Consider the following 20,100-nt stretch of genomic DNA (forward strand, 5'->3'; position numbering starts at 1 on the left):
CACCGCAAGCGTAGGTCGGGAGGTCAGTTGTCGTCGAGGAATTTCTCTGCATCGAGGGCCGCCATGCAGCCCGCGCCCGCGGAAGTGACGGCCTGGCGGTACACATGGTCGGCCACGTCGCCCGCGGCGAACACGCCCGGGATGCCGGTGGCCGTGGCGTCGCCTTCGCTGCCACCCTTGACCAGCAGATAGCCATCGCGCATTTCCAGCTGGCCCTTGAACAGATCCGTATTGGGCTTGTGACCGATAGCGATGAATACGCCGGCCAGCGCGAGTTCCTGGGTCTCTCCGGTCAGGCTGTCGCGCAGTCGGGCGCCAGTGACGCCGCTGGCATCGCCCAGCACCTCATCGAGATTCTGGTTCCAGTGCAGGCGGATATTGCCCTTGGCGGCTTTGTCGAACAGCTTGTCCTGGAGGATTTTCTCCGCGCGCAGCTTGTCGCGCCGGTGCACCAGGTGAACCTCTTTGGCGATGTTGGAGAGGTACAGGGCTTCCTCCACGGCGGTGTTGCCGCCGCCGATCACGGCAACCACCTGATTGCGATAGAAAAAGCCGTCACAGGTAGCGCAGGCGGATACACCCTTGCCGGCGAAGGTTTCTTCGGAGGGCAGGCCCAGGTACTGGGCCGATGCGCCCGTGGCGATGATCAGTGCGTCGCAACTATAGGTGCCGCTGTCGCCCTTGAGGATAAAGGGTCGCTGCTGCAACTCCGCGGTATGGATGTGGTCGTAGACGATCTCGGTGTCGAAGCGTTCAGCGTGTTTTTGCATGCGCTCCATCAGCACCGGGCCGGTCAGGCCTTCGACATCGCCAGGCCAGTTGTCGACCTCGACGGTGGTGGTCAACTGGCCGCCCGCTTGCAGGCCGGTGATGACGGTCGGTTTGAGGTTGGCGCGGGCGGCATAAACGGCAGCGCTGTAACCGGCAGGGCCGGAGCCCAGAATGATCAGGCGTGAATGCTTCGCTTCGGTCATAAAAACACCTCATAAGCCTTTGTCACAAAAGAGAATGCATGCTCAAATTGAATACTGCGTAAAGTGTTCCTGATTATGCTACACCCAGTATTGAGCAGCGTGGCACGGCGCTTACAAACCCGTACAATGCGGGTTTGTATCCCTATGTGGAATACATCGGTATTGCACGCGGCAGCTCTTACAGTTTCGCAATGCGTGGGCAGAATGTTAAAAGTAGCCCCAGTTACGCTCGTCAACTTTTTTACCTGCCTGGATTGGGCAGTATTTTTTAGTCGATCAACAGTTGGACGCGCCCATGGCGCAGGAAAAGACGCGTTTTGAAGAAATCCACCGCAGCACCTAAAACAGTAGTCCCACTCTGGCGCCAGCAATTGCACTACCGCCTCAAGGAAGGTGCGTTGATCGCCATTGGGGCCTTGTGCCTGTTCCTGATGATGGCATTGCTGACCTATGGCAAGGACGATCCGGGCTGGAGTCATAACAGCAAGATCGAAGATGTACAGAACTTCGGTGGTCCCGCCGGTTCTTACAGCGCCGATATCCTGTTTATGGTATTGGGTTACTTCGCCTATATCTTCCCGTTGTTATTGGCGATCAAGACTTATCAGATCTTCCGTCAGCGCCATGAGCCGTGGCAGTGGAGCGGCTGGCTGTTTTCCTGGCGTTTGATCGGCCTGGTGTTCCTGGTGCTATCCGGTGCCGCGTTGGCGCATATCCATTTCCACGCGGCGACCGGCCTGCCGGCTGGCGCAGGCGGGGCGCTGGGTGAAAGCCTGGGCGACCTGGCCAAGAACGCGCTGAATATCCAGGGCAGTACCCTGATGTTTATCGCGCTGTTCCTGTTCGGCCTGACCGTTTTTACCGATCTTTCCTGGTTCAAGGTCATGGATGTGACCGGCAAGATCACCCTCGACCTGTTCGAACTGTTCCAGGGCGCCGCCAACCGCTGGTGGGCGGCGCGTACCGAACGCAAGCAACTGGTCGCCCAATTGCGTGAAGTGGATGCCCGGGTCGATGAAGTGGTTGCTCCGACCGTGACCGACAAGCGTGAGCAGGCCAAGGTCAAGGAGCGCCTGATCGAGCGCGAGCAGGCCCTGAGCAAGCACATGTCCGACCGTGAGAAACAGGTCCCGCCGGTGATTGCCCCGGCCCCGGTCAAAGCGCCCGAGCCAAGCAAGCGCGTGCAGAAAGAGAAACAGGTCCCGCTGTTCATCGACAGCGCGGTTGAAGGCACCTTGCCGCCTATCTCTATTCTCGATCCGGCGGAAAAGAAACAACTCAACTACTCCCCCGAGTCGCTGGCCGCCGTCGGCCATCTGCTGGAAATCAAGCTCAAGGAGTTCGGGGTCGAAGTGTCGGTGGACTCCATCCACCCGGGCCCGGTGATTACCCGTTACGAAATCCAGCCGGCCGCCGGTGTGAAAGTCAGTCGTATCGCCAACCTGGCCAAGGACCTGGCGCGTTCGCTGGCGGTGACCAGCGTGCGGGTGGTGGAAGTGATTCCCGGCAAGACCACGGTGGGTATCGAGATTCCCAACGAAGACCGGCAGATCGTGCGCTTCTCCGAAGTGCTGTCGACCCCGGAATACGACAACTTCAAATCCCCGGTCACCCTGGCCCTGGGCCATGATATCGGCGGCAAGCCGATCATCACCGACCTGGCCAAGATGCCTCACCTGCTGGTGGCCGGTACCACCGGTTCCGGTAAGTCGGTGGGTGTGAACGCGATGATCCTGTCGATCCTGTTCAAGTCCGGCCCGGAAGACGCCAAGCTGATCATGATCGACCCGAAAATGCTCGAGCTGTCGATCTACGAAGGCATCCCGCACCTGCTGTGCCCGGTGGTGACCGACATGAAGGACGCCGCCAACGCCCTGCGCTGGAGCGTGGCCGAGATGGAGCGGCGCTACAAGCTGATGGCGAAGATGGGCGTGCGTAACCTGTCGGGCTTCAACGCCAAGGTTAAAGAAGCGATCGAAGCCGGTACGCCGCTGACCGACCCACTGTACAACCGCGAAAGCATCCACGACGAAGCGCCGCTGCTGACCAAGCTGCCGACCATCGTCGTGGTGGTCGACGAATTCGCCGACATGATGATGATCGTCGGCAAGAAGGTCGAAGAACTGATCGCGCGGATCGCCCAGAAGGCCCGTGCCGCGGGGATCCACCTGATCCTGGCGACCCAGCGTCCGTCGGTGGACGTGATCACCGGCCTGATCAAGGCCAACATCCCGACCCGCATGGCGTTCCAGGTATCGAGCAAGATCGACTCGCGGACCATCATCGACCAGGGCGGCGCTGAACAACTGCTGGGGCACGGTGACATGCTCTATATGCCGCCGGGCACCAGCCTGCCGATTCGCGTCCACGGCGCCTTCGTCTCCGACGATGAGGTGCACCGTGTGGTGGAGGCCTGGAAACTGCGTGGCGCGCCGGAGTACAACGACGACATCCTCAACGGTGTCGAAGAAGCCGGTAGCGGCTTCGACGGCGGCAGCGGCGGCGGTGACGGTGACGACGCCGAGACCGACGCGCTGTACGACGAAGCGGTGCAGTTCGTCCTCGAGAGCCGCCGGGCATCGATCTCCGCGGTTCAGCGCAAGCTCAAGATCGGCTACAACCGCGCGGCCCGCATGATCGAAGCCATGGAAATGGCCGGTGTGGTGACCGCCATGAACACCAACGGCTCGCGCGAAGTGATAGCGCCGGGTCCGATGCGCGACTAATGACCCGACACAGGCGGCGCGCCCCAGCGCCGTCGGTTTTTTCCACGAATCTAATGAGGACTCCCATGCGTCTTATCCGCATGTTGCTGGTACCGGTACTGGCTTTAACGACGCTGTCGGCCCATGCCGATCAGAAAGACGTGGCGCGCCTGACCCAGTTGCTCGAAAAGTCCCAGACCCTGACTGCGCGTTTCTCGCAGCTGACCCTCGACGGCAGCGGCACCCAGCTGCAGGAAACCGCTGGCGACATGGCGCTGAAGCGCCCGGGCCTGTTCTACTGGCACACCGATGCGCCGCAGGAACAACTGATGGTCTCCGACGGCAAGAAGGTTTCCCTGTGGGACCCGGACCTGGAACAGGTCACCATCAAGACCCTGGACCAGCGCCTGACCCAGACCCCAGCCTTGTTGTTGTCGGGCGATGTGTCGAAAATCAGCGAAAGCTTCGACATCAGCGCCAAGGAAGCCGGTGGCGTGGTGGACTTCATCCTCAAGCCGAAAACCAAGGACACCCTGTTCGACAGCCTGCGCCTGTCGTTCCGCAATGGCCTGGTGAATGACATGCAACTGATCGACAGCGTTGGCCAGCGCACCAATATCCTGTTCACCGGGGTCAAGGCCAACGAGCCGATCGCCGCCTCCAAGTTCAAGTTCGACATCCCCAAGGGTGCCGACGTGATCCAAGAATAAGTCGCCGCCAAGAGGTTTCAATCGTCCGCCATGGATCTGTTTCGCAGTGACCCGATCGCCCAACCCCTGGCCGCGCGCCTGCGCCCGGCCAACCTGGACGAGTACGTCGGTCAGGAACATGTGCTCGCCCGCGGCAAGCCTCTGCGCGAAGCGCTGGAGCAGGGGGCCTTGCACTCGATGATCTTCTGGGGGCCGCCGGGCGTGGGCAAGACCACCCTGGCGCGGCTCCTGGCGAAAGTCTCGGATGCGCACTTCGAAACCGTCTCGGCGGTGCTGGCCGGGGTCAAGGAGATCCGCCAGGCGGTGGAGATCGCCAAGCAGCAGGCGGCCCAGTACGGGCGCCGGACCATCCTGTTCGTCGACGAAGTGCACCGTTTCAACAAATCCCAGCAGGATGCCTTCCTGCCCTATGTCGAAGACGGCACCCTGATTTTCATCGGTGCGACCACCGAGAACCCGTCCTTCGAGCTGAACAACGCACTGTTGTCCCGGGCCCGGGTGTATGTGCTCAAGAGCCTCGACGAGGCGGCGCTGCACAAGCTGGTGCAGCGGGCCTTGACTGAAGAGCGCGGGCTGGGCAAGCGCCAGCTGAGCCTCAGCGACGAAGGCTTCCAGATGCTCCTGGCGGCGGCGGACGGCGATGGCCGGCGCCTGCTCAACTTGCTGGAGAACGCCTCGGATCTCGCCGAAGACGGCACGCAAATCGGTGTCGAGCTGCTGCAAAGCCTGCTGGGCGATACCCGTCGGCGTTTCGACAAGGGCGGCGAAGCCTTCTACGACCAGATATCGGCGCTGCACAAGTCGGTCCGCGGTTCCAACCCGGACGGCGCCCTGTACTGGTTCGCGCGGATGCTCGACGGTGGTTGCGACCCGCTGTACCTGGCGCGGCGCGTGGTGCGCATGGCCAGCGAAGACATCGGCAACGCCGATCCGCGGGCACTGAGCCTGTGCCTGGCGGCCTGGGACGTGCAGGAGCGCCTGGGAAGCCCCGAAGGCGAGCTGGCGGTGGCCCAGGCCATCACCTACCTGGCCTGCGCGCCGAAAAGCAACGCCGTGTACATGGGCTTCAAGGCCGCCATGCGCAGCGCTGCCGAACATGGGTCGCTGGAAGTGCCGCTGCACCTGCGCAATGCGCCGACCAAACTGATGAAGCAACTGGGTTACGGCGACGAATATCGTTATGCCCACGATGAGCCGGATGCCTACGCGGCCGGCGAAGACTACTTTCCCGAGGCGCTGGAGCCGCAGCCGTTCTATCAACCTGTGCCCCGAGGCCTGGAACTGAAGATCGGCGAGAAGCTCAAGCACCTGGCGGAGCTTGACCGGGCCAGCCCCAAGCAGCGGAGAAAACCGTGATCCCGTTGATCCTTGCCGTCTCGGTGGGTGGAATTGCCGGAACCCTGTTGCGCTTTGCCACCGGTAACTGGATCAGCGCCAATTGGCCGCGGCACTTCTATACCGCGACGCTGGCCGTTAATATCGTGGGCTGCCTGCTGATCGGCGTGCTGTACGGCTTGTTTCTGATACGCCCGGAGGTGCCCATCGAGGTGCGCGCCGGGTTGATGGTGGGCTTCCTTGGCGGCCTGACGACTTTTTCATCCTTTTCACTGGATACGGTACGTCTGCTGGAAAGCGGACAGATACCGCTGGCCCTGGGCTATGCGGCCATCAGCGTATTCGGCGGGCTGCTCGCGACCTGGGCCGGCCTGTCCCTGACCAAACTTTGATAAACGAGAGACCGACATGCTCGACTCCAAACTGTTACGTAGCAACCTTCAGGACGTAGCGGACCGCCTGGCATCCCGTGGCTTTGCCCTGGATGTAGCACGCATCGAAGCGCTGGAAGAACAGCGCAAGACCGTCCAGACCCGCACCGAACAACTGCAGGCCGAACGTAACGCGCGCTCCAAGTCCATCGGTCAGGCCAAGCAGCGCGGCGAAGACATCGCGCCGCTGATGGCCGACGTCGAGCGCATGGCGGGCGAGTTGGCAGTCGGCAAGGTTGAGCTGGACGCCATTCAAACCGAGCTGGATGCGATCCTGCAGGGCATCCCGAACCTGCCCCACGAATCGGTGCCGGTTGGCGACGACGAAGAAGGCAACGTCGAAGTGCGCCGCTGGGGCACGCCGACGGCGTTCGACTTCCCGATCCTGGACCATGTCGCCCTGGGCGAAAAACACGGCTGGCTGGATTTCGAGACCGCGGCCAAGCTGTCGGGCGCGCGTTTTGCCCTGCTGCGCGGGCCGATCGCCCGTCTGCACCGCGCCCTGGCGCAGTTCATGATCAACCTGCACACCAGCGAACACGGTTACGAAGAGGCCTACACCCCTTACCTGGTGCAGGCACCGGCATTGGTGGGCACCGGCCAGTTGCCGAAGTTCGAAGAAGACCTGTTCAAGATCAGCCGTGAAAACGAAGCCGATCTGTACCTGATCCCGACTGCCGAAGTGTCGCTGACCAATATCGTGGCCGGCGAGATCCTCGATTCGAAGCAACTGCCGATCAAGTTCGTCGCCCACACCCCGTGCTTCCGCAGCGAAGCCGGTTCGTCGGGTCGCGACACCCGCGGCATGATCCGCCAGCACCAGTTCGACAAGGTCGAGATGGTCCAGATCGTCGAGCCATCGACTTCCATGGAAGCCCTGGAAGGCCTGACCGCCAACGCCGAGAAAGTCCTGCAACTGCTGGAACTGCCTTACCGCACCCTGGCGCTGTGCACCGGCGACATGGGCTTCAGCGCGGTCAAGACTTACGATCTGGAAGTGTGGATCCCGAGCCAGGACAAGTACCGCGAGATTTCGTCGTGCTCCAACTGCGGTGACTTCCAGGCCCGCCGCATGCAGGCGCGCTTCCGTAACCCGGAAACCGGCAAGCCGGAGCTGGTGCATACCCTGAACGGTTCCGGCCTGGCGGTCGGTCGTACCCTGGTGGCGGTGCTGGAGAACTACCAGCAGGCCGACGGTTCGATCCGTGTGCCTGAGGTGCTCAAGCCTTACATGGGCGGCCTCGAGGTCATCGGCTAAATGGAATTTCTGCCGCTGTTTCATAACCTGCGCGGCAGTCGTGTGTTGGTGGTCGGCGGCGGGGAGATTGCCTTGCGCAAATCCCGCCTGTTGGCCGACGCCGGTGCGCTGCTGCGGGTAGTTGCACCTGAAGTGGAACCCCAGTTGCGCGAGCTGGTTACGGCCAGCGGCGGCGAATGCCTGTCGCGCGGTTATGCCGAGGCGGACCTGGACGGCTGTGTGCTGATCATCGCTGCTACCGACGACGAACCGCTCAATGCCCAGGTTTCCGCCGATGCTCATCGGCGCTGCGTGCCGGTCAATGTGGTGGATGCGCCGGCCCTGTGCAGCGTGATCTTCCCGGCGATCGTCGACCGTTCGCCGCTGGTGATCGCCGTCTCCAGTGGCGGCGATGCGCCGGTGCTGGCGCGCCTGATCCGGGCCAAGCTGGAAACCTGGATTCCCTCGACCTACGGTCAGCTGGCCGGCCTGGCCGCGCGTTTTCGCAATCAGGTCAAAGGCCTGTTTCCGGACGTGCAGCAGCGTCGTGCCTTTTGGGAAGACGTGTTCCAGGGACCGATCGCCGACCGGCAGCTGGCCGGGCAGGGCGAGGAGGCCGAGCGCTTGCTGCAGGCCAAGATCGCCGGCGACGCGCCCCATGCGCCGGGCGAGGTGTATCTGGTGGGGGCAGGGCCGGGCGATCCGGACCTGCTGACCTTCCGCGCCTTGCGCCTGATGCAGCAAGCCGATGTGGTGCTCTACGACCGCCTCGTAGCACCGGCGATTCTCGAGCTGTGCCGTCGCGATGCCGAGCGGGTGTATGTCGGCAAGCGCCGCGCCGATCACGCCTTGCCCCAGGAGCAGATCAACCAGCAATTGGTGGACCTGGCCAAACAGGGCAAGCGCGTGTTGCGTCTGAAGGGTGGCGATCCGTTCATCTTCGGCCGTGGCGGCGAAGAGATCGAAGAGCTGGCGGCCCAGGGCATTCCGTTCCAGGTGGTGCCGGGGATTACCGCGGCCAGCGGTTGCGCGGCCTATGCCGGCATTCCTTTGACCCACCGTGACTATGCGCAGTCCGTGCGTTTCGTCACCGGGCACCTGAAGGATGGCACCACCGATCTGCCCTGGGCCGACCTGGTCGCGCCTGCGCAGACCCTGGTGTTCTACATGGGCCTGGTGGGCTTGCCGGTGATCTGCGAGCAGTTGATCCGGCATGGCCGTTCGGCGGATACGCCGGCCGCCTTGATCCAGCAGGGTACGACCGCCAACCAGCGAGTGTTCACCGGCACCCTGGCGGATCTGCCGAAGCTGGTGGCGGAGCATGAAGTGCATGCGCCGACCCTGGTGATCGTCGGCGAAGTGGTACAGCTTCGCGAGAAGCTCGCCTGGTTCGAAGGCGCGCAGTCGCAGGTCTGAAAAGCATCGCGAGCAAGCTCGCTCCTACAGGTATCCGCGATCCCTGTAGGAGCGAGCTTGCTCGCGATAGCGATCTCAACCTTTGCGCCAAACCCCGCGCCCGCTCAAACGCTCGCGATCATGCGCCGCATCGAAGTCCTGTGCCGGCCCTTTCGGCACGATGCCGCTCGGGTTGATGGTGCGATGGCTGGCGTAGTAGTGCCCCTTGATATGGGTGAAATCCACGGTTTCGGCGATCCCCGGCCACTGGTACAGCTCTCGCAGCCAGTTCGACAGGTTCGGATAATCGGCGATCCGCCGCAGGTTGCATTTGAAGTGACCGTAATACACCGCGTCGAAGCGAATCAGTGTGGTGAACAGGCGGATGTCCGCTTCCGTCAGGTATTCGCCGGCCAGGTAGCGTTGGCCGCCCAGGCGCCGTTCCAGCCAGTCGAGTTCGGCGAACAGATCGTCGAAGGCCGCTTCGTAGGCCTGCTGCGAAGTGGCGAAGCCGGCGCGATACACGCCGTTGTTCACCGCCGGATAGATGCGCGCGTTCAGTTCGTCGATTTCGCGGCGTAGCGGCTCCGGATAGAAGTCCAGGCCGTTACCGCTCAGGTCATCGAAGGCGCTGTTGAACATGCGGATGATTTCCGCCGACTCGTTGCTGACGATGCGTTTCTGTTGTTTGTCCCAGAGCACGGGCACGGTGACGCGGCCGGTGTAGTCGCGGGTATCGGCGGTGTAGCGTTGGTGGAGGAAAGCCAGGTGGTCCAGCTGGTCGCCGCTGGAGCCCAGGGCCCGGTCGAAAGTCCAGCCCTGTTCCAGCATCAGCCAGCTGACCACCGACACATCGATCAGGCTCTCCAAACCCTTGAGCTTGCGCAGGATCAGCGTGCGGTGCGCCCAGGGGCAGGCCAGGGATACGTACAGATGATAACGGCCGGCTTGCGCGCGAAAACCGCCTTCGCCGCTAGGGCCTGGTTTGCCGTCAGCGGTCACCCAGTTGCGGCGTTGCGCCTGTTCGCGCTGGAAGGCGCCGTCTTTGCTGCTTTCGTACCACTGGTCGTGCCAGCGTCCTTCAATCAGCAGGCCCATAAAAAACTCCTCGGTCAGTGTGCATTGGAGTGCAGTCTAATCCGAGGAGTTCGAACGAATTACGCAAAAGTCCGGCAGTTATGATCGGTTAAATCGATCTTTCGCGCGCGTCCCAGTAGTGCTGAGCCTGCTCCAACGCCTGTTCCCGGGGCATGCCGAGCCCGCGCAGGGCCAGGGCCATGGTGGCGATCAGCGCCAGTTGCGGGTAGCTGTCCTGCACATCGCCGCGCCAGACGGCTTTCAGGTGCTCGGGGTCGAGGGTGGCCGGTTTGACATGGCGTTGCTCGGACATCGCCGGCCATTCCTCATCCCAACTGATACCGCCGGTGCTGCCGTACAAGTGGCTGGCGCTGTCCGGGTTGATCTCGATTTCGCCGCCGTCGCCCTTGATCACAATGACGTTGTCCCCCAGCAGGCCGCTGGCATCGCGATGCACGGCCTGATAGCCGGGGTGGAAGATGCTTTGCAGGCCGCAGCGCGCGCCCAACGGGTTGAGGATGCGCGCCAGGGAGTGGATCGGCGAGCGCAGGCCCAGGGTATTGCGCAGGTCGATCATGCGTTGCAGCTGTGGCGCCCAGTCGCCCAGGGGGATGAAGGCCAGGTTGCCCTGGGCCAGCGCGGTATCGACCGCCTGCCAGTCGCGGCACAGCGGGATGTGCAGCGGCTCCAGCAATTGCTCGGTGTACAGCCGGCCGGCGGTATGGGCGCCGCCGCCGTGCAGCAGGATGCGCACGCCGTTTTGCGCCAGGCACTTGGCGGCCAGCAGGAACCAGGGCAGGTGGCGCTTTTTGCCGGCGTAGCTGGGCCAGTCCAGATCGACCTTGATCGGCGGCGCCTGCAGGCGCTGGCGCAGGGCTTCGGTAAAGCCCGCCAGTTCCTCGGGGCTTTCTTCCTTGTGCCGCAATAGCATCAGGAAGGCGCCGAGCTGGGTGTCCTCGACCTTGTCGTCGAGCAGCATGCCCATGGCTTCCCGGGCTTCTTCACGGGTGAGGCTGCGGGCGCCGCGTTTGCCTTTGCCGAGAATGCGCACGAACTGCGCGAAAGGATGCTCGGCGGGCGTCTCGATGGTCAGCGGGGTGTAATCGGTCATAAGCAATTGGTCGGCTTGGGCAGGCCCGCCAGCTTGGCGGCAAGTTTGGCGGGAGTGCCTTTGAACAGTCGGTTCAGGTGCAGGCTGTTGCCCTTGTCCGGGCCCAGCTTCAAGGCGGTGTATTTGATCAGTGGGCGGGTTGCGGGCGACAGCTGGAACTCCTGGTAGAAGCCGCGCAGCAGCTCTAGGACTTCCCAGTGCTCGGGGGTCAGTTCGATCTGTTCCGCCGCGGCCAGGGCCGCGGCCACTTCGCTGGACCAGTCGCCCAGCTCCACCAGGTAGCCGTCCTTGTCCAGGGCGATGGCGCGTTCGCCGACAGTCAGTGCGTTCATAACCAGCTGTTGACCTTGTCGTACTGGATCGACAGCGCGACGAACGCCGGGTAATCGACACTCGTGGCCCAGGCCGGGACCTCCAGGCCGCGGGCCTGGTGGTCTTCCGCCAAAACGTAGAGCGACAGCGTCTCGCCGCGTGCCTGCAGGGCCGCCAGCGGCGCGCTACCGGGCTGCAGGGCGTACACCGCATCGCCGCACAGGAGGATGGCATCCTGCGGGCCGAGCAGGCGCAGGCAACTGGTCAGCCGGGAGTCGGTGAAAGGCGAGTGGGACAGCACGTGCAAGGTCGACATCAGAGGGTGATCACCTGGTCAAAACGGTCAATAAGTGCGCCGAGTTCGGCCGGGGCCAGGACCTGCACCTCGTCCAGGTTCAGCGCGGCCGGGTCCAGGCCGCGTTCCGCCACGCTGGCGCCACAGGCGAACAGCTGCTCCACACCAAACAGCGGCAGGGCCTGCAGATTGGCGCTGAGGTCCTTTTGCTGCACGGCAGCGGCTTTTTGCCCGGGGGCCAGCTGAAACACGCCATCGTCAAGAAACAGCAGGCCGATCGGCAAGTCGAAGGCGCCGCCCGCCAGGACGATATCCAGGGCTTCGCGGGCGCCGGGGCCGGACCAGGGTGCCTGGCGGCTGATGATCAACAGGGATTGCGCCATGTTTCATGGCCCTCCGAAACAGATCAGGCGGTCGGCCGCCTGTATGGCGTCGTGCAACTGGCCGAGCCCGGAAAGCTCCCAGGGCGCGCTCAGATTGACGGCCGGGCGCTGGTAGCGCGCGGCTTCCTCCTGGTTCAACACCCCGCGGCGCAGGGCGGCGGCAATGCACACCACGCCATCGAGCTGGTGCTCGCTGACGAAGGTTCGCCATTGCGCGGGCAGGTCCGCTTCGTCCTGCGGGGTGACGATGTTGTCCGATGCGCTGTGCACGCCATCCTGATAGAAAAACAGCCGCACGATCTCGTGGCCGCCGGCCAGCGCTGCCTGGGCGAATGCCAGGGCGCGGCGCGAGGAGGGCGCGTGAGCGGCGGAAAAAAGGGCAATGGCGAACTTCATGTAGAACTCTGTCTGCAAACCTAGGGCCATGATAAAGCTTTATGCCGGGCCCGGCGAAGTGGCTTTAGCGCGGCATATAGCCCAACTGCCAGCGATGGGGGATCTTCAACGACAACAGCCCCAGCAGCGCCGACAGCAGGCCGCTGACGAACAGGGCCGCGAGGCCCAGATGCTGCTCCAGAACGGCGCCCAGCACGGCGCCGGCGAACATGCCGCCCCAGGGCACCAGTTGGATGCGCCAGCCATTGCGCCGCTCGCCGAGCATCCAGCGGCCCAGGCCGCGACCAAAGCGCGACAGGGCGCCGGTGACATAGGTCAGGCCCACGGGCAGCCCGTTCACTTCCTCGACGGCAGCATTGAGCATGCCCATGGCGATAATCGCGGCCAGCACCGCCGGTAGCCGTTGTTCAAACGGCCAAGCAGCTGCCGCGCACAGCAGCGTGGCAATGCACAACAGCAGCGGCAAGGCCCGGCGGCCACCCAAGCGGCTGACGACGATGCCCAGGGCGTTGCCGGCGATGAAGGTGACGACCAGCAGCACCAGATGCAGGGTCAGGGCCAGGTCGGCATCGCTGATGGCGACGGCCAGGCGCGTGGTGTTGCCGCTCATGAAGGAGACGAAGTCCCCGGTGGCCATGAAGCCGATGGCGTCGGTCATGCCGGCGAGGACCGACAGGCTGGCGACCAGGCACAGGCCTATGCGGCCGCGCCATTTCTGGCGCCGCAGCAGCTCCGGGTTACTACGAAGGCTGGTGGAAGAGGGCAGCATCAGCGTTGACTCATGGTGACAATGATCCTTTATCGAAGGCCCGACCGGCGCTCAATCGCGTGGCAGGCCATGTAGCTGGCAATACTCGCTCCAGGGCATGCCGGCCATTTCCGCCACTTCCCGGTGCACTTCGAGCCGCCGCGCGGCGAATTCTTCCGCGCTCTGCGCGGTCAGTTGCAGGCTCAGCTCCCAGGCAAACAGACCCTGGCGTTCCGCCTCGGCCTCGAAGGCTTCGTGCAGTCGCTCCGCGCGGTATTGCTCCTGGGTTTCGCCCCTGGCCTGGGCAGCCAAGGGGTTGAGGTGATCGAGTGCTTCACGAAGCTCGGGGCGTGCCGCGAGAAACTTTTGCAGGGCCACTTCATGCGGGTGTTCGGGGGCGGCCATCGGCGATCCTGGATGGGGTTGAAGGAAGTCGTTTCGGATTGGGGCTGTGCGAAAGCCCAGCGACCATAACGCCTGGCCGGTCCAGCGTCAAAATGCTCCCGGGTGGAGTTGCGCGACGGACGGTCCGAGCCGTGTCCGCAACGTGCCACTGAGCGGATTGCCCAGGCAAAAATGCGTGCTGGATAACACTTTCCACTGAATGCCTTGGTATGAGCCCCGTTCTTGTGACCTATTCTCAACGGGCACTCTCTCCAAGTGGCGTCGCCAAGGAGGAATTTCTCATGCTCTCGATGGACGAGCTTTGCCAGATCCTGGAGTCCGGTTTCCTGCCGCTTTCCTGCACCTGCACCGTCAACCCCGACGGCTCCCTGGCGATCAAGGTTTTCGAGCCGCAAAGCGGACGGATCGACCTGTTCATTACCGGGGTATCGACCGAGCATCTCACCAGTGTTCGCGCGGCGGCCAATTTCGTCGGTGAGTTGCGGACTGAAATCAGGGCGGGGCGTCGGGCATTTGCCGGCGGTTTCTAGTCGTTGTGCAAATGGATCATCGGGCGGGTTGAGTGCGCTTCCTTGCGCCAGTGTCGGACGTCTGAGTTGTGCGGGGAGGGCTAGTTTTCAGACAACTCTCTCCAGTTCGCCAGCGTGACGCCGCTGCGCTCGGCGAATGTCAGCATGGTGCGGTAGGTCCCGCCGCAGGGGGTGTCGTGGGTAATCAGGCACCCGGAATGCAGAAAGGCCAGATACCAGGTGTCGCTGTCGCTCAATCGCTTGCCCTGGTAAGTGAAGGTTCTTTGCGAACCTGCGAAACAGTAGCGAATTTCGAAAGTCTTGATGCTGTTCATCGCCGCGTCCTTTGGGCTGTGTTGGGTGGTGGCGATTCAAGATTATTCCCAAAAGGACGCGTTGACTTGCACCACTCATCCGAACTGCATGGACAGTCGCCGTTCATTCCTCAAATGCCTCGCGGCATTCTCCTGTATCCCAAACGCCCCTGGCTGAAACCGCCCTCAATAGGTGTCATGTTGCGGGAACTTCCGTCAATCGAGGCCTTTGCGAAGAAACTGCCATTTTCCTGTTCCGGGACGTGATGGGGTTAACGGTTTTTTGACAGATATCAGGTGATGATCGCGGGGCGGGAATACCGTTCGGCGAAAGAAGCAGGTGTTTCTAACGATAAGCCCGGGCAAGTGATACATTTCTCGATTTTTTAGGGATGAGGAAGACATATGCGAGTTTGGCTAGGCGCGTCGCTGATGGGACTGTTGGCCGGGTGTTCGTTACCCACGGCTTTGGCACCGGGCAAGCCGAATGTCAGTGAGCTGACTGGCAAAACGCCGAAAGATTACGCGCAGTGTGTCCTGCCGGCCTGGCAGCGCGAGACGCCCAGGAGCACCCAGTCCGATATCTCCAACGGCTATCGGATCACCGCCCCTGGCAGCCTGGCATCGGATGAGGTCGTGGAAGTGGTGAAGTCGAAGAACGGCAGCCTGGTCTCGCTCTACCAGGGAACAGCCTGGGCCAAGTCCGCGGTGCTGAAAAAGGCCGTGCATGATTGCCTGTAGGCCGCTTCATGCCTTCTGCGAAGGGGTTGTCAAAGTGACAGCCCGTTGCCGTTGAATCGCGCGTTCCTGCCCACAAAAAAAGCCCTGACTAATCAGGGCTTTTTTTGTGCCGGGTCTTCGCCGGGTCTTGTCCGGGCCTCACCTTGCTCGCATTCAGGCGAACTCTTGAATCATCAAGGTCCTTTTCTGCATAAAAACAGGACAAATCAGACAGTTTTTTTGACGGCTTTATCCGTCCAGTAGACAATGGCGCGTTAGCCACCACCCATGATGGCCATTATGTCCGTTTTCAGCAGGAGGGCTGCCAGGGTTGGGGGCGATCCCTGTATGCGATACCCGTGGCCTTGCCGCTGTCAGGCGATGATCGAGGGCATTGGCAGCAGGCCGATCGTAGTACCGGGTGTTGTTGACTCACTCCTTTGGTTACACCCGACTAGTCTCTCTAGGGGAATGTGGTTTTAGCGGGCGTTTCGGACCGTCGATCGATGCTGTCCGAAGGCGTCCCAACAAAATAGTGTCACTCAAGTAGCTGAAGCCAATAGCGAATAAGAAGTCAGCGCAGGAGCGACATATAAACTGAGGTCGATAGTGTCATGTCGGCCTTGTGTGCCCACCCTTCAGTTCTTCTGAGTGCGGGAACCCATGGCGGTGCCGGGGCGACTGATGATCGAGAATGGGGGGGCGGATGGCGTTCTATCGTAGGAACTACAGTATGTTGAAAAAAGTGAACACGGCCCTGCTGGGCTTGGCGATGACGATGGGGCTCAGCTCCGCGTACGCCGCCGAGACCAAGAAAGTGGATGTGCTGCTCATCGGTGGCGGCATCATGAGTTCGACCCTGGGTGTCTGGCTCAATGAGCTGGAGCCGGGCTGGTCGATGGAAATGGTCGAGCGTCTCGACGGCGTTGCCGAAGAAAGCTCGAACGGCTGGAACAACGCCGGTACCGGTCACTCTGCCCTGGCGGAGCTGAACTACACCCCGGAAAACAAGGACGGCAAGGTCGAGATCGCCAAGGCCATCGAGATCAACGAAGCGTTCCAGATTTCCCGCCAGTTCTGGTCGTGGCAAGTCAAGAACAATGTCCTGAAGGACCCGCGTTCGTTCATCAACTCCACTCCGCACATGAGCTTCGTGTGGGGCGATGACAACATCAAGTTCCTGAAGAAACGCTACGAAGCGCTTCAGGCGAGCCCGCTGTTCGCCGGCATGCAGTATTCCGAAGACCCGGAGCAGATCAAGCAGTGGGTTCCGCTGATGATGCAAGGGCGCGATCCGAAGCAGAAGATCGCCGCCACCTGGTCGCCGCTCGGCACCGACGTGAACTTCGGCGAGATCACCCGCCAGTTCGTCGGCCACCTGAAAGCCCAGCCGAACTTCTCGCTCAAGCTGTCGAGCGAAGTGGAAGACATCAAGCGTAACGAAGATGGCTCCTGGCGCGTGGTGTACAAGAACCTGAAAGACGGTACTGAAACCCAGACCGACGCCAAGTTCGTGTTCATCGGCGCCGGCGGCGGTGCCCTGCACCTGCTGCAGAAGTCGGGCATTCCTGAAGCCCAGGAATATGCCGGTTTCCCTGTGGGCGGCTCGTTCCTGGTGACCGAGAACCCGGCGATCGCCGAGCAGCACCTGGCGAAGGCCTACGGCAAGGCGTCGGTTGGCGCTCCACCGATGTCGGTTCCGCACCTGGACACCCGCGTGCTGGACGGCAAGCGCGTGATCCTGTTTGGCCCGTTCGCGACCTTCTCCACTAAGTTCCTCAAGGAAGGTTCGTACCTCGACCTGCTGACCACTACCACCACTCACAACATCTGGCCCATGACCAAGGTCGGCATCAAGGAGTACCCGCTGGTCGAGTACCTCGCCGGCCAGCTGATGCTGTCGGATGAAGATCGTCTGAATGCCCTGAAAGAGTACTTCCCTAACGCCAAGGCTGAAGACTGGCGTCTGTGGCAGGCCGGCCAGCGCGTGCAGATCATCAAGCGCGACGAGCAGCTGGGTGGCGTGCTGAAACTGGGCACCGAGATCGTCAGCGCCAAGGACGGCAGCATTGCCGGCCTGCTGGGTGCTTCGCCAGGTGCTTCGACCGCCGCGCCGATCATGCTCAGCGTGCTGGAGAAGGTCTTCAAGGACAAGGTCGCGACTCCGGCCTGGCAGGCGAAGCTGCACCAGATCGTGCCGAGCTACGGTACCCAGCTCAACGGCAGTCCTGAGCGTGTCGCCCAAGAGTGGGCCTACACCAGCGAAGTGCTGCAATTGACTCCGCCACCGGCCATCGGCCAGATCGCGGCACCTGCGCAACCTGCGGCTGAAAAGCCAAAGGCGCCAGCGAGCAACCCGTCGGCTGACATGGCCCTGTAATACCGGCCGCGCCCGACCTGTCGGGTGAACCGGAACCTGGGGCGGATATCCTCTCCAGGCTAAAAAAAACGCCGCTCCCAGGAGCGGCGTTGTTGTTTGTGCGGCACATTCAAGAGCCTTTGCCCTCGCGTCCTGCAACTTCGCCGGGGCAGGACGTTGCCCAGGCAGCAGTCGCGACGCTTGAACCCCAGGCTGGTCCAGCAATTACCGCGTTATGACGGCTACCAATGGTGGCGCGCGGGTTCCGATCTGCTGCTGGTCAGGACCTCGAACCAGATGATCTTCGACGTCCTGGTCGATGCCTTCCAGTAGGACTGGCCCCGATCAGAAGTTGATCGAGGCGCTCAAGCGCGCGGTCAGGGGCGCGCCCTGGAACAGGTAGCCATCGCCCATGTATTCACCGGCGTCACGCCAGTAGCGCTTGTCGAACAGGTTGTCCACGGTCAGCCGGATCACGGTGTCGTAACCGTCGATGCGGGTGCTGTAGCGGCTGCCGATGTTGAACACGGCGTAGCTGCCGGTCTGCACCTCGCCCTCGCGGTTGGCGTATTTGCGACCGCTGTACTGCACGCCGCCGAGCAGCGCCAGGCCGTCGAACCAGGGCAGGGCGTAGTCGCCATAGAGGCTGGCGCGCAGGGTCGGCACGTTGAGCGCCTGATGACCTTCGTACTCCGGGGTGTCGCTGCCCGTGACCCGCGCGCGGATCGCCGCGACGCTGGCCGAGACCTGCAGGCGTTGCGTGGCCCAGCCATTGGCCGAGAGTTCCAGGCCGGTGTTCTTCTGTTCGCCCTGCTGGGTGAAGGTGAAGGTGCCGTCGCCATTCGGCCGGGAGTATTGGTAGGCCTGGCGGATCTGGAACAGCGCCGCGGCCAGGCTGATGCGCTGCCAGTCGTACTTGATGCCGGCCTCGATCTGTCGTGACACGGTGGGCGCGAGGATTTCAAAGGCATTGTTGGCGAACCACGGCGCCTCGCCACCCAGGGACAGGCCCTTGCTATAGCGGGTGTACAACGCCAGGTTCTGCACCGGTTTGTAGATCAGCGCGGCCTGGGGCAGGAACACATAACGCTGGGTATGGCGGGTGGTGTCGCCCTGGCTGTCGAAGGTTTCCTCGTCCAGGCGTACCTCGCGCCCGCCGAGCACGGTCTGCCAGTGTTCGTTGAAACTGATGCGGTCGTTGAAGAACAGCCCGTACTGGCGGCTGTCCAGGCGGCGGTAGGAGTCGTTGAGCGGTCCGTCGTAACGGGCGAAGTCCGCTGGCGCGCCGTCGATGTTGGCGCTGCCGATCATCTGGTTGATCGGGTCGCGTTTGTCCACCACGCGGCGGAACGCGCTGGTGCCGACGCTGAGTTCGTGGCCCAGGCCGCCGGTGTCGAAGTTGCCGCTGAGGACGGCCTGAACCTCGTCGTTGCGCCGGGTATCGTCCGGGCTGCGGAAATCGTAGATGTCGTAGTCGCCCTCGGGGCTGAAGTGGTTGGGCACCGCCGCGCCGGCGCAACTGGCGGCACCGTAGCAGCCCCAGGCGAACGAGCTGTAGTCGTCGATCACCACCCGGCTGCGTGAGGCACTGAGATTGCCTTTCCACTGATCGTTGAAGCGGTACTCGAAGTTGCCGTTGAGGTTCAGCGCGTCGATGCCGACCGGCTTCGAACCGCTCTGGTGCGCCAGGAGCTTTTTCGGCGAGGCGTGGTGCGGCAGGCTGGAGCCGCCGAGCAATTGATAACCCGGGGCCGAGCGCTGTTCCTTGGTCTGGTACTCGATGTCCAGTTGCAGCATGGCGTCGGGGCTGATGTTCCAGTCGAAGGCCAGGGAGGCGAAGTCGCGCTGGCCATTGGTGTGTTCGACGTAGGAGTGGATGTCCTCGTGGGCCAGGTTGGCGCGCAGCCCGAACTGCTGCTCGCTGCCGAACCAGCCACCGACATCGGTGGCCACATAGCCGCTGCCGCGATCGTCGGTAGAGACTGTGACCGAGCGCACGTCGGTGGGGCGCTTGGTCACGTAGTTGATCAGCCCGCCGGGCTCGCTGACGCCGCTCTGCAGGCCGTTCAACCCCTTGAGCAATTCCACCTGCTGCTTGTTTTCCAGGCCGACATTCTGCTCGCCGGTGATGCTGCGGCCGTTGATCCGATAGCTGCTGGCGGCGTTCAGGGAGAAGCCGCGCACCGTGAAATTCTCGTAGTAGCCGACCGGCGCATAGCTTTCGCCGACCGAGGCGTCGTTCTTCAGCACCTCGCTGAGCAGGCGGGCCTGCTGGTCCTTGATCAAGGCTTCATTGATCACCGCAATCGAGGCTGGCGTATCGAGCAAGGGCGCCGCCTCGAAACCGCCAACCGCGGCGCTGCCGGCCTGATAACCGGAGCGGTCTTCGCCGGTCACGGTCAGCGCCGGCAGTTCGGTCTCGGCGGCCTGGGCCACGGGCGCGGCACCGGCCAGCAGCAGGCTCAGCAGATTGCGCGCGAACCGCGGGGCGGGCAACCCCTGGCGGGAGGCCCGGTAAAGCATATCCATGAAAAGCTCCTTGACGATGGCGCGAGTACCAGGCACAAAGGGCCGGGCGCGCTCGGGAAAGCGTCGTGCTGTTTAAGACGGGGGAAGCGTGTGTGCCCTGAAGGCGTCAGGCCGGATGTGCTCCGGTGGTCATTGGCAAGACGAAATCGGCGACC

Annotated in this window: 21 protein-coding genes; 10 read left to right on the forward strand and 11 right to left on the reverse strand. The window is 62.8% G+C overall.

Features of this window, described 5'->3' with window-relative positions; all coding sequences use genetic code 11:
• Positions 1-23 precede the first annotated feature (23 nt).
• Positions 24-974, reverse strand: a complete 951-nt coding sequence (gene trxB / locus CRO75_RS19055) for a thioredoxin-disulfide reductase (protein ID WP_007929218.1) — start codon at positions 972-974, stop codon at positions 24-26.
• 317 nt (positions 975-1,291) lie between these two features.
• Here trxB and ftsK point away from each other — a divergent pair, with 317 nt between their 5' ends.
• The 6 genes from ftsK to cysG all read left to right on the forward strand — a co-directional run bounded on the left by ftsK (position 1,292) and on the right by cysG (position 8,808).
• Positions 1,292-3,700: a DNA translocase FtsK gene (gene ftsK / locus CRO75_RS19060; protein ID WP_009044578.1), complete on the forward strand. Its 2,409-nt coding sequence runs from the start codon at positions 1,292-1,294 to the stop codon at positions 3,698-3,700.
• A gap of 65 nt (positions 3,701-3,765) precedes the next feature.
• Positions 3,766-4,389: an outer membrane lipoprotein chaperone LolA gene (lolA, locus tag CRO75_RS19065; protein ID WP_007929220.1), complete on the forward strand. Its 624-nt coding sequence runs from the start codon at positions 3,766-3,768 to the stop codon at positions 4,387-4,389.
• Between the two features lie 30 nt (positions 4,390-4,419).
• On the forward strand, positions 4,420-5,745 hold the full coding sequence (locus CRO75_RS19070; RefSeq protein ID WP_009044577.1) for a replication-associated recombination protein A: 1,326 nt from the start codon (positions 4,420-4,422) through the stop codon (positions 5,743-5,745).
• A complete protein-coding gene (crcB, locus tag CRO75_RS19075; protein WP_007929222.1) occupies positions 5,742-6,116 on the forward strand; it encodes a fluoride efflux transporter CrcB in 375 nt (124 codons plus the stop codon). The genes CRO75_RS19070 and crcB overlap by 4 nt, the downstream gene beginning before the upstream one ends.
• A 16-nt stretch (positions 6,117-6,132) precedes the next feature.
• Positions 6,133-7,413 (forward strand): serine--tRNA ligase, encoded by a 1,281-nt coding sequence (serS, locus tag CRO75_RS19080; protein WP_062825336.1) that lies wholly within the window; start codon positions 6,133-6,135, stop codon positions 7,411-7,413.
• Positions 7,414-8,808, forward strand: a complete 1,395-nt coding sequence (cysG, locus tag CRO75_RS19085) for a siroheme synthase CysG (RefSeq protein WP_097137490.1) — start codon at positions 7,414-7,416, stop codon at positions 8,806-8,808.
• A gap of 75 nt (positions 8,809-8,883) precedes the next feature.
• Here cysG and CRO75_RS19090 read toward each other — a convergent pair whose 3' ends face one another.
• The 8 genes from CRO75_RS19090 to CRO75_RS19125 all read right to left on the reverse strand — a co-directional run bounded on the left by CRO75_RS19090 (position 8,884) and on the right by CRO75_RS19125 (position 13,514).
• On the reverse strand, positions 8,884-9,885 hold the full coding sequence (locus tag CRO75_RS19090) for a glutathione S-transferase family protein (RefSeq protein WP_097137493.1): 1,002 nt from the start codon (positions 9,883-9,885) through the stop codon (positions 8,884-8,886).
• Positions 9,886-9,973: 88 nt separating this feature from the next.
• Complete coding sequence (locus CRO75_RS19095; RefSeq protein ID WP_097137495.1) at positions 9,974-10,975, reverse strand: glycosyl transferase family protein; 1,002 nt, start codon at positions 10,973-10,975, stop codon at positions 9,974-9,976.
• The gene (locus CRO75_RS19100) at positions 10,972-11,307 is read right to left on the reverse strand and encodes a TusE/DsrC/DsvC family sulfur relay protein (protein WP_009044572.1); all 336 of its coding nucleotides are present in this window, start codon (positions 11,305-11,307) and stop codon (positions 10,972-10,974) included. The genes CRO75_RS19095 and CRO75_RS19100 overlap by 4 nt, the downstream gene beginning before the upstream one ends.
• Positions 11,304-11,603 carry a sulfurtransferase complex subunit TusB gene (gene tusB, locus CRO75_RS19105; RefSeq protein WP_053261833.1) on the reverse strand — a complete coding sequence of 100 codons (300 nt, stop codon included), beginning with the start codon at positions 11,601-11,603 and terminating at the stop codon, positions 11,304-11,306. The genes CRO75_RS19100 and tusB overlap by 4 nt, the downstream gene beginning before the upstream one ends.
• Positions 11,603-11,965 carry a sulfurtransferase complex subunit TusC gene (tusC, locus tag CRO75_RS19110; RefSeq protein ID WP_085534145.1) on the reverse strand — a complete coding sequence of 121 codons (363 nt, stop codon included), beginning with the start codon at positions 11,963-11,965 and terminating at the stop codon, positions 11,603-11,605. Before tusC ends, tusB begins: the two co-directional genes overlap by 1 nt.
• A 3-nt stretch (positions 11,966-11,968) precedes the next feature.
• Positions 11,969-12,361: a sulfurtransferase complex subunit TusD gene (gene tusD, locus CRO75_RS19115; protein ID WP_009044569.1), complete on the reverse strand. Its 393-nt coding sequence runs from the start codon at positions 12,359-12,361 to the stop codon at positions 11,969-11,971.
• Between the two features lie 64 nt (positions 12,362-12,425).
• Positions 12,426-13,130 (reverse strand): YoaK family protein, encoded by a 705-nt coding sequence (locus CRO75_RS19120; RefSeq protein WP_087091606.1) that lies wholly within the window; start codon positions 13,128-13,130, stop codon positions 12,426-12,428.
• A 51-nt stretch (positions 13,131-13,181) separates the two neighbouring features.
• Positions 13,182-13,514, reverse strand: a complete 333-nt coding sequence (locus tag CRO75_RS19125; protein ID WP_085534149.1) for a DUF6388 family protein — start codon at positions 13,512-13,514, stop codon at positions 13,182-13,184.
• Positions 13,515-13,795: 281 nt separating this feature from the next.
• On the opposite strand from CRO75_RS19125, the gene CRO75_RS19130 reads away from it, so the two are divergent.
• Positions 13,796-14,044, forward strand: coding sequence for a DUF1652 domain-containing protein (locus CRO75_RS19130; protein WP_092421978.1), 249 nt, complete (start codon positions 13,796-13,798; stop codon positions 14,042-14,044).
• 80 nt (positions 14,045-14,124) lie between these two features.
• On the opposite strand, the gene CRO75_RS19135 is transcribed toward CRO75_RS19130, so the two are convergent.
• The gene (locus CRO75_RS19135) at positions 14,125-14,358 is read right to left on the reverse strand and encodes a DUF6555 family protein (protein WP_097137497.1); all 234 of its coding nucleotides are present in this window, start codon (positions 14,356-14,358) and stop codon (positions 14,125-14,127) included.
• A 384-nt stretch (positions 14,359-14,742) separates the two neighbouring features.
• Between CRO75_RS19135 and CRO75_RS19140 the strand changes: the two genes are divergently transcribed.
• The 3 genes from CRO75_RS19140 to CRO75_RS33555 all read left to right on the forward strand — a co-directional run bounded on the left by CRO75_RS19140 (position 14,743) and on the right by CRO75_RS33555 (position 17,749).
• Positions 14,743-15,078 (forward strand): hypothetical protein, encoded by a 336-nt coding sequence (locus tag CRO75_RS19140; RefSeq protein ID WP_097137499.1) that lies wholly within the window; start codon positions 14,743-14,745, stop codon positions 15,076-15,078.
• A gap of 712 nt (positions 15,079-15,790) precedes the next feature.
• Positions 15,791-17,437 carry a malate dehydrogenase (quinone) gene (mqo, locus tag CRO75_RS19145; RefSeq protein WP_097137501.1) on the forward strand — a complete coding sequence of 549 codons (1,647 nt, stop codon included), beginning with the start codon at positions 15,791-15,793 and terminating at the stop codon, positions 17,435-17,437.
• Between the two features lie 180 nt (positions 17,438-17,617).
• Complete coding sequence (locus CRO75_RS33555) at positions 17,618-17,749, forward strand: hypothetical protein (RefSeq protein ID WP_256596231.1); 132 nt, start codon at positions 17,618-17,620, stop codon at positions 17,747-17,749.
• Between the two features lie 12 nt (positions 17,750-17,761).
• On the opposite strand, the gene CRO75_RS19155 is transcribed toward CRO75_RS33555, so the two are convergent.
• Entirely contained in the window at positions 17,762-19,945 is a 2,184-nt protein-coding gene (locus CRO75_RS19155) for a TonB-dependent siderophore receptor (protein ID WP_097137506.1), read from the reverse strand.
• Positions 19,946-20,100: the final 155 nt, after the last annotated feature.

It is taken from the genome of Pseudomonas sp. LAMO17WK12:I10, from assembly GCF_900215185.1.
Taxonomy (GTDB): domain Bacteria; phylum Pseudomonadota; class Gammaproteobacteria; order Pseudomonadales; family Pseudomonadaceae; genus Aquipseudomonas; species Aquipseudomonas chlororaphis.

Coding starts and splice junctions, on each gene's coding strand:
- CRO75_RS19120 (WP_087091606.1), bottom strand. CDS start 13,130: ATGCTGCCCTCTTCCACCAGCCTTCGTAGTAACCCGGAGCTGCTGCGG.
- CRO75_RS19070 (WP_009044577.1), top strand. CDS start 4,420: ATGGATCTGTTTCGCAGTGACCCGATCGCCCAACCCCTGGCCGCGCGC.
- CRO75_RS19100 (WP_009044572.1), bottom strand. CDS start 11,307: ATGAACGCACTGACTGTCGGCGAACGCGCCATCGCCCTGGACAAGGAC.
- mqo (WP_097137501.1), top strand. CDS start 15,791: ATGTTGAAAAAAGTGAACACGGCCCTGCTGGGCTTGGCGATGACGATG.
- tusB (WP_053261833.1), bottom strand. CDS start 11,603: ATGTCGACCTTGCACGTGCTGTCCCACTCGCCTTTCACCGACTCCCGG.
- CRO75_RS19135 (WP_097137497.1), bottom strand. CDS start 14,358: ATGAACAGCATCAAGACTTTCGAAATTCGCTACTGTTTCGCAGGTTCG.
- CRO75_RS19130 (WP_092421978.1), top strand. CDS start 13,796: ATGCTCTCGATGGACGAGCTTTGCCAGATCCTGGAGTCCGGTTTCCTG.
- trxB (WP_007929218.1), bottom strand. CDS start 974: ATGACCGAAGCGAAGCATTCACGCCTGATCATTCTGGGCTCCGGCCCT.
- CRO75_RS19125 (WP_085534149.1), bottom strand. CDS start 13,514: ATGGCCGCCCCCGAACACCCGCATGAAGTGGCCCTGCAAAAGTTTCTC.
- CRO75_RS19090 (WP_097137493.1), bottom strand. CDS start 9,885: ATGGGCCTGCTGATTGAAGGACGCTGGCACGACCAGTGGTACGAAAGC.
- lolA (WP_007929220.1), top strand. CDS start 3,766: ATGCGTCTTATCCGCATGTTGCTGGTACCGGTACTGGCTTTAACGACG.
- CRO75_RS19095 (WP_097137495.1), bottom strand. CDS start 10,975: ATGACCGATTACACCCCGCTGACCATCGAGACGCCCGCCGAGCATCCT.
- tusC (WP_085534145.1), bottom strand. CDS start 11,965: ATGGCGCAATCCCTGTTGATCATCAGCCGCCAGGCACCCTGGTCCGGC.
- serS (WP_062825336.1), top strand. CDS start 6,133: ATGCTCGACTCCAAACTGTTACGTAGCAACCTTCAGGACGTAGCGGAC.
- CRO75_RS19155 (WP_097137506.1), bottom strand. CDS start 19,945: ATGGATATGCTTTACCGGGCCTCCCGCCAGGGGTTGCCCGCCCCGCGG.
- CRO75_RS19140 (WP_097137499.1), top strand. CDS start 14,743: ATGCGAGTTTGGCTAGGCGCGTCGCTGATGGGACTGTTGGCCGGGTGT.
- tusD (WP_009044569.1), bottom strand. CDS start 12,361: ATGAAGTTCGCCATTGCCCTTTTTTCCGCCGCTCACGCGCCCTCCTCG.
- cysG (WP_097137490.1), top strand. CDS start 7,414: ATGGAATTTCTGCCGCTGTTTCATAACCTGCGCGGCAGTCGTGTGTTG.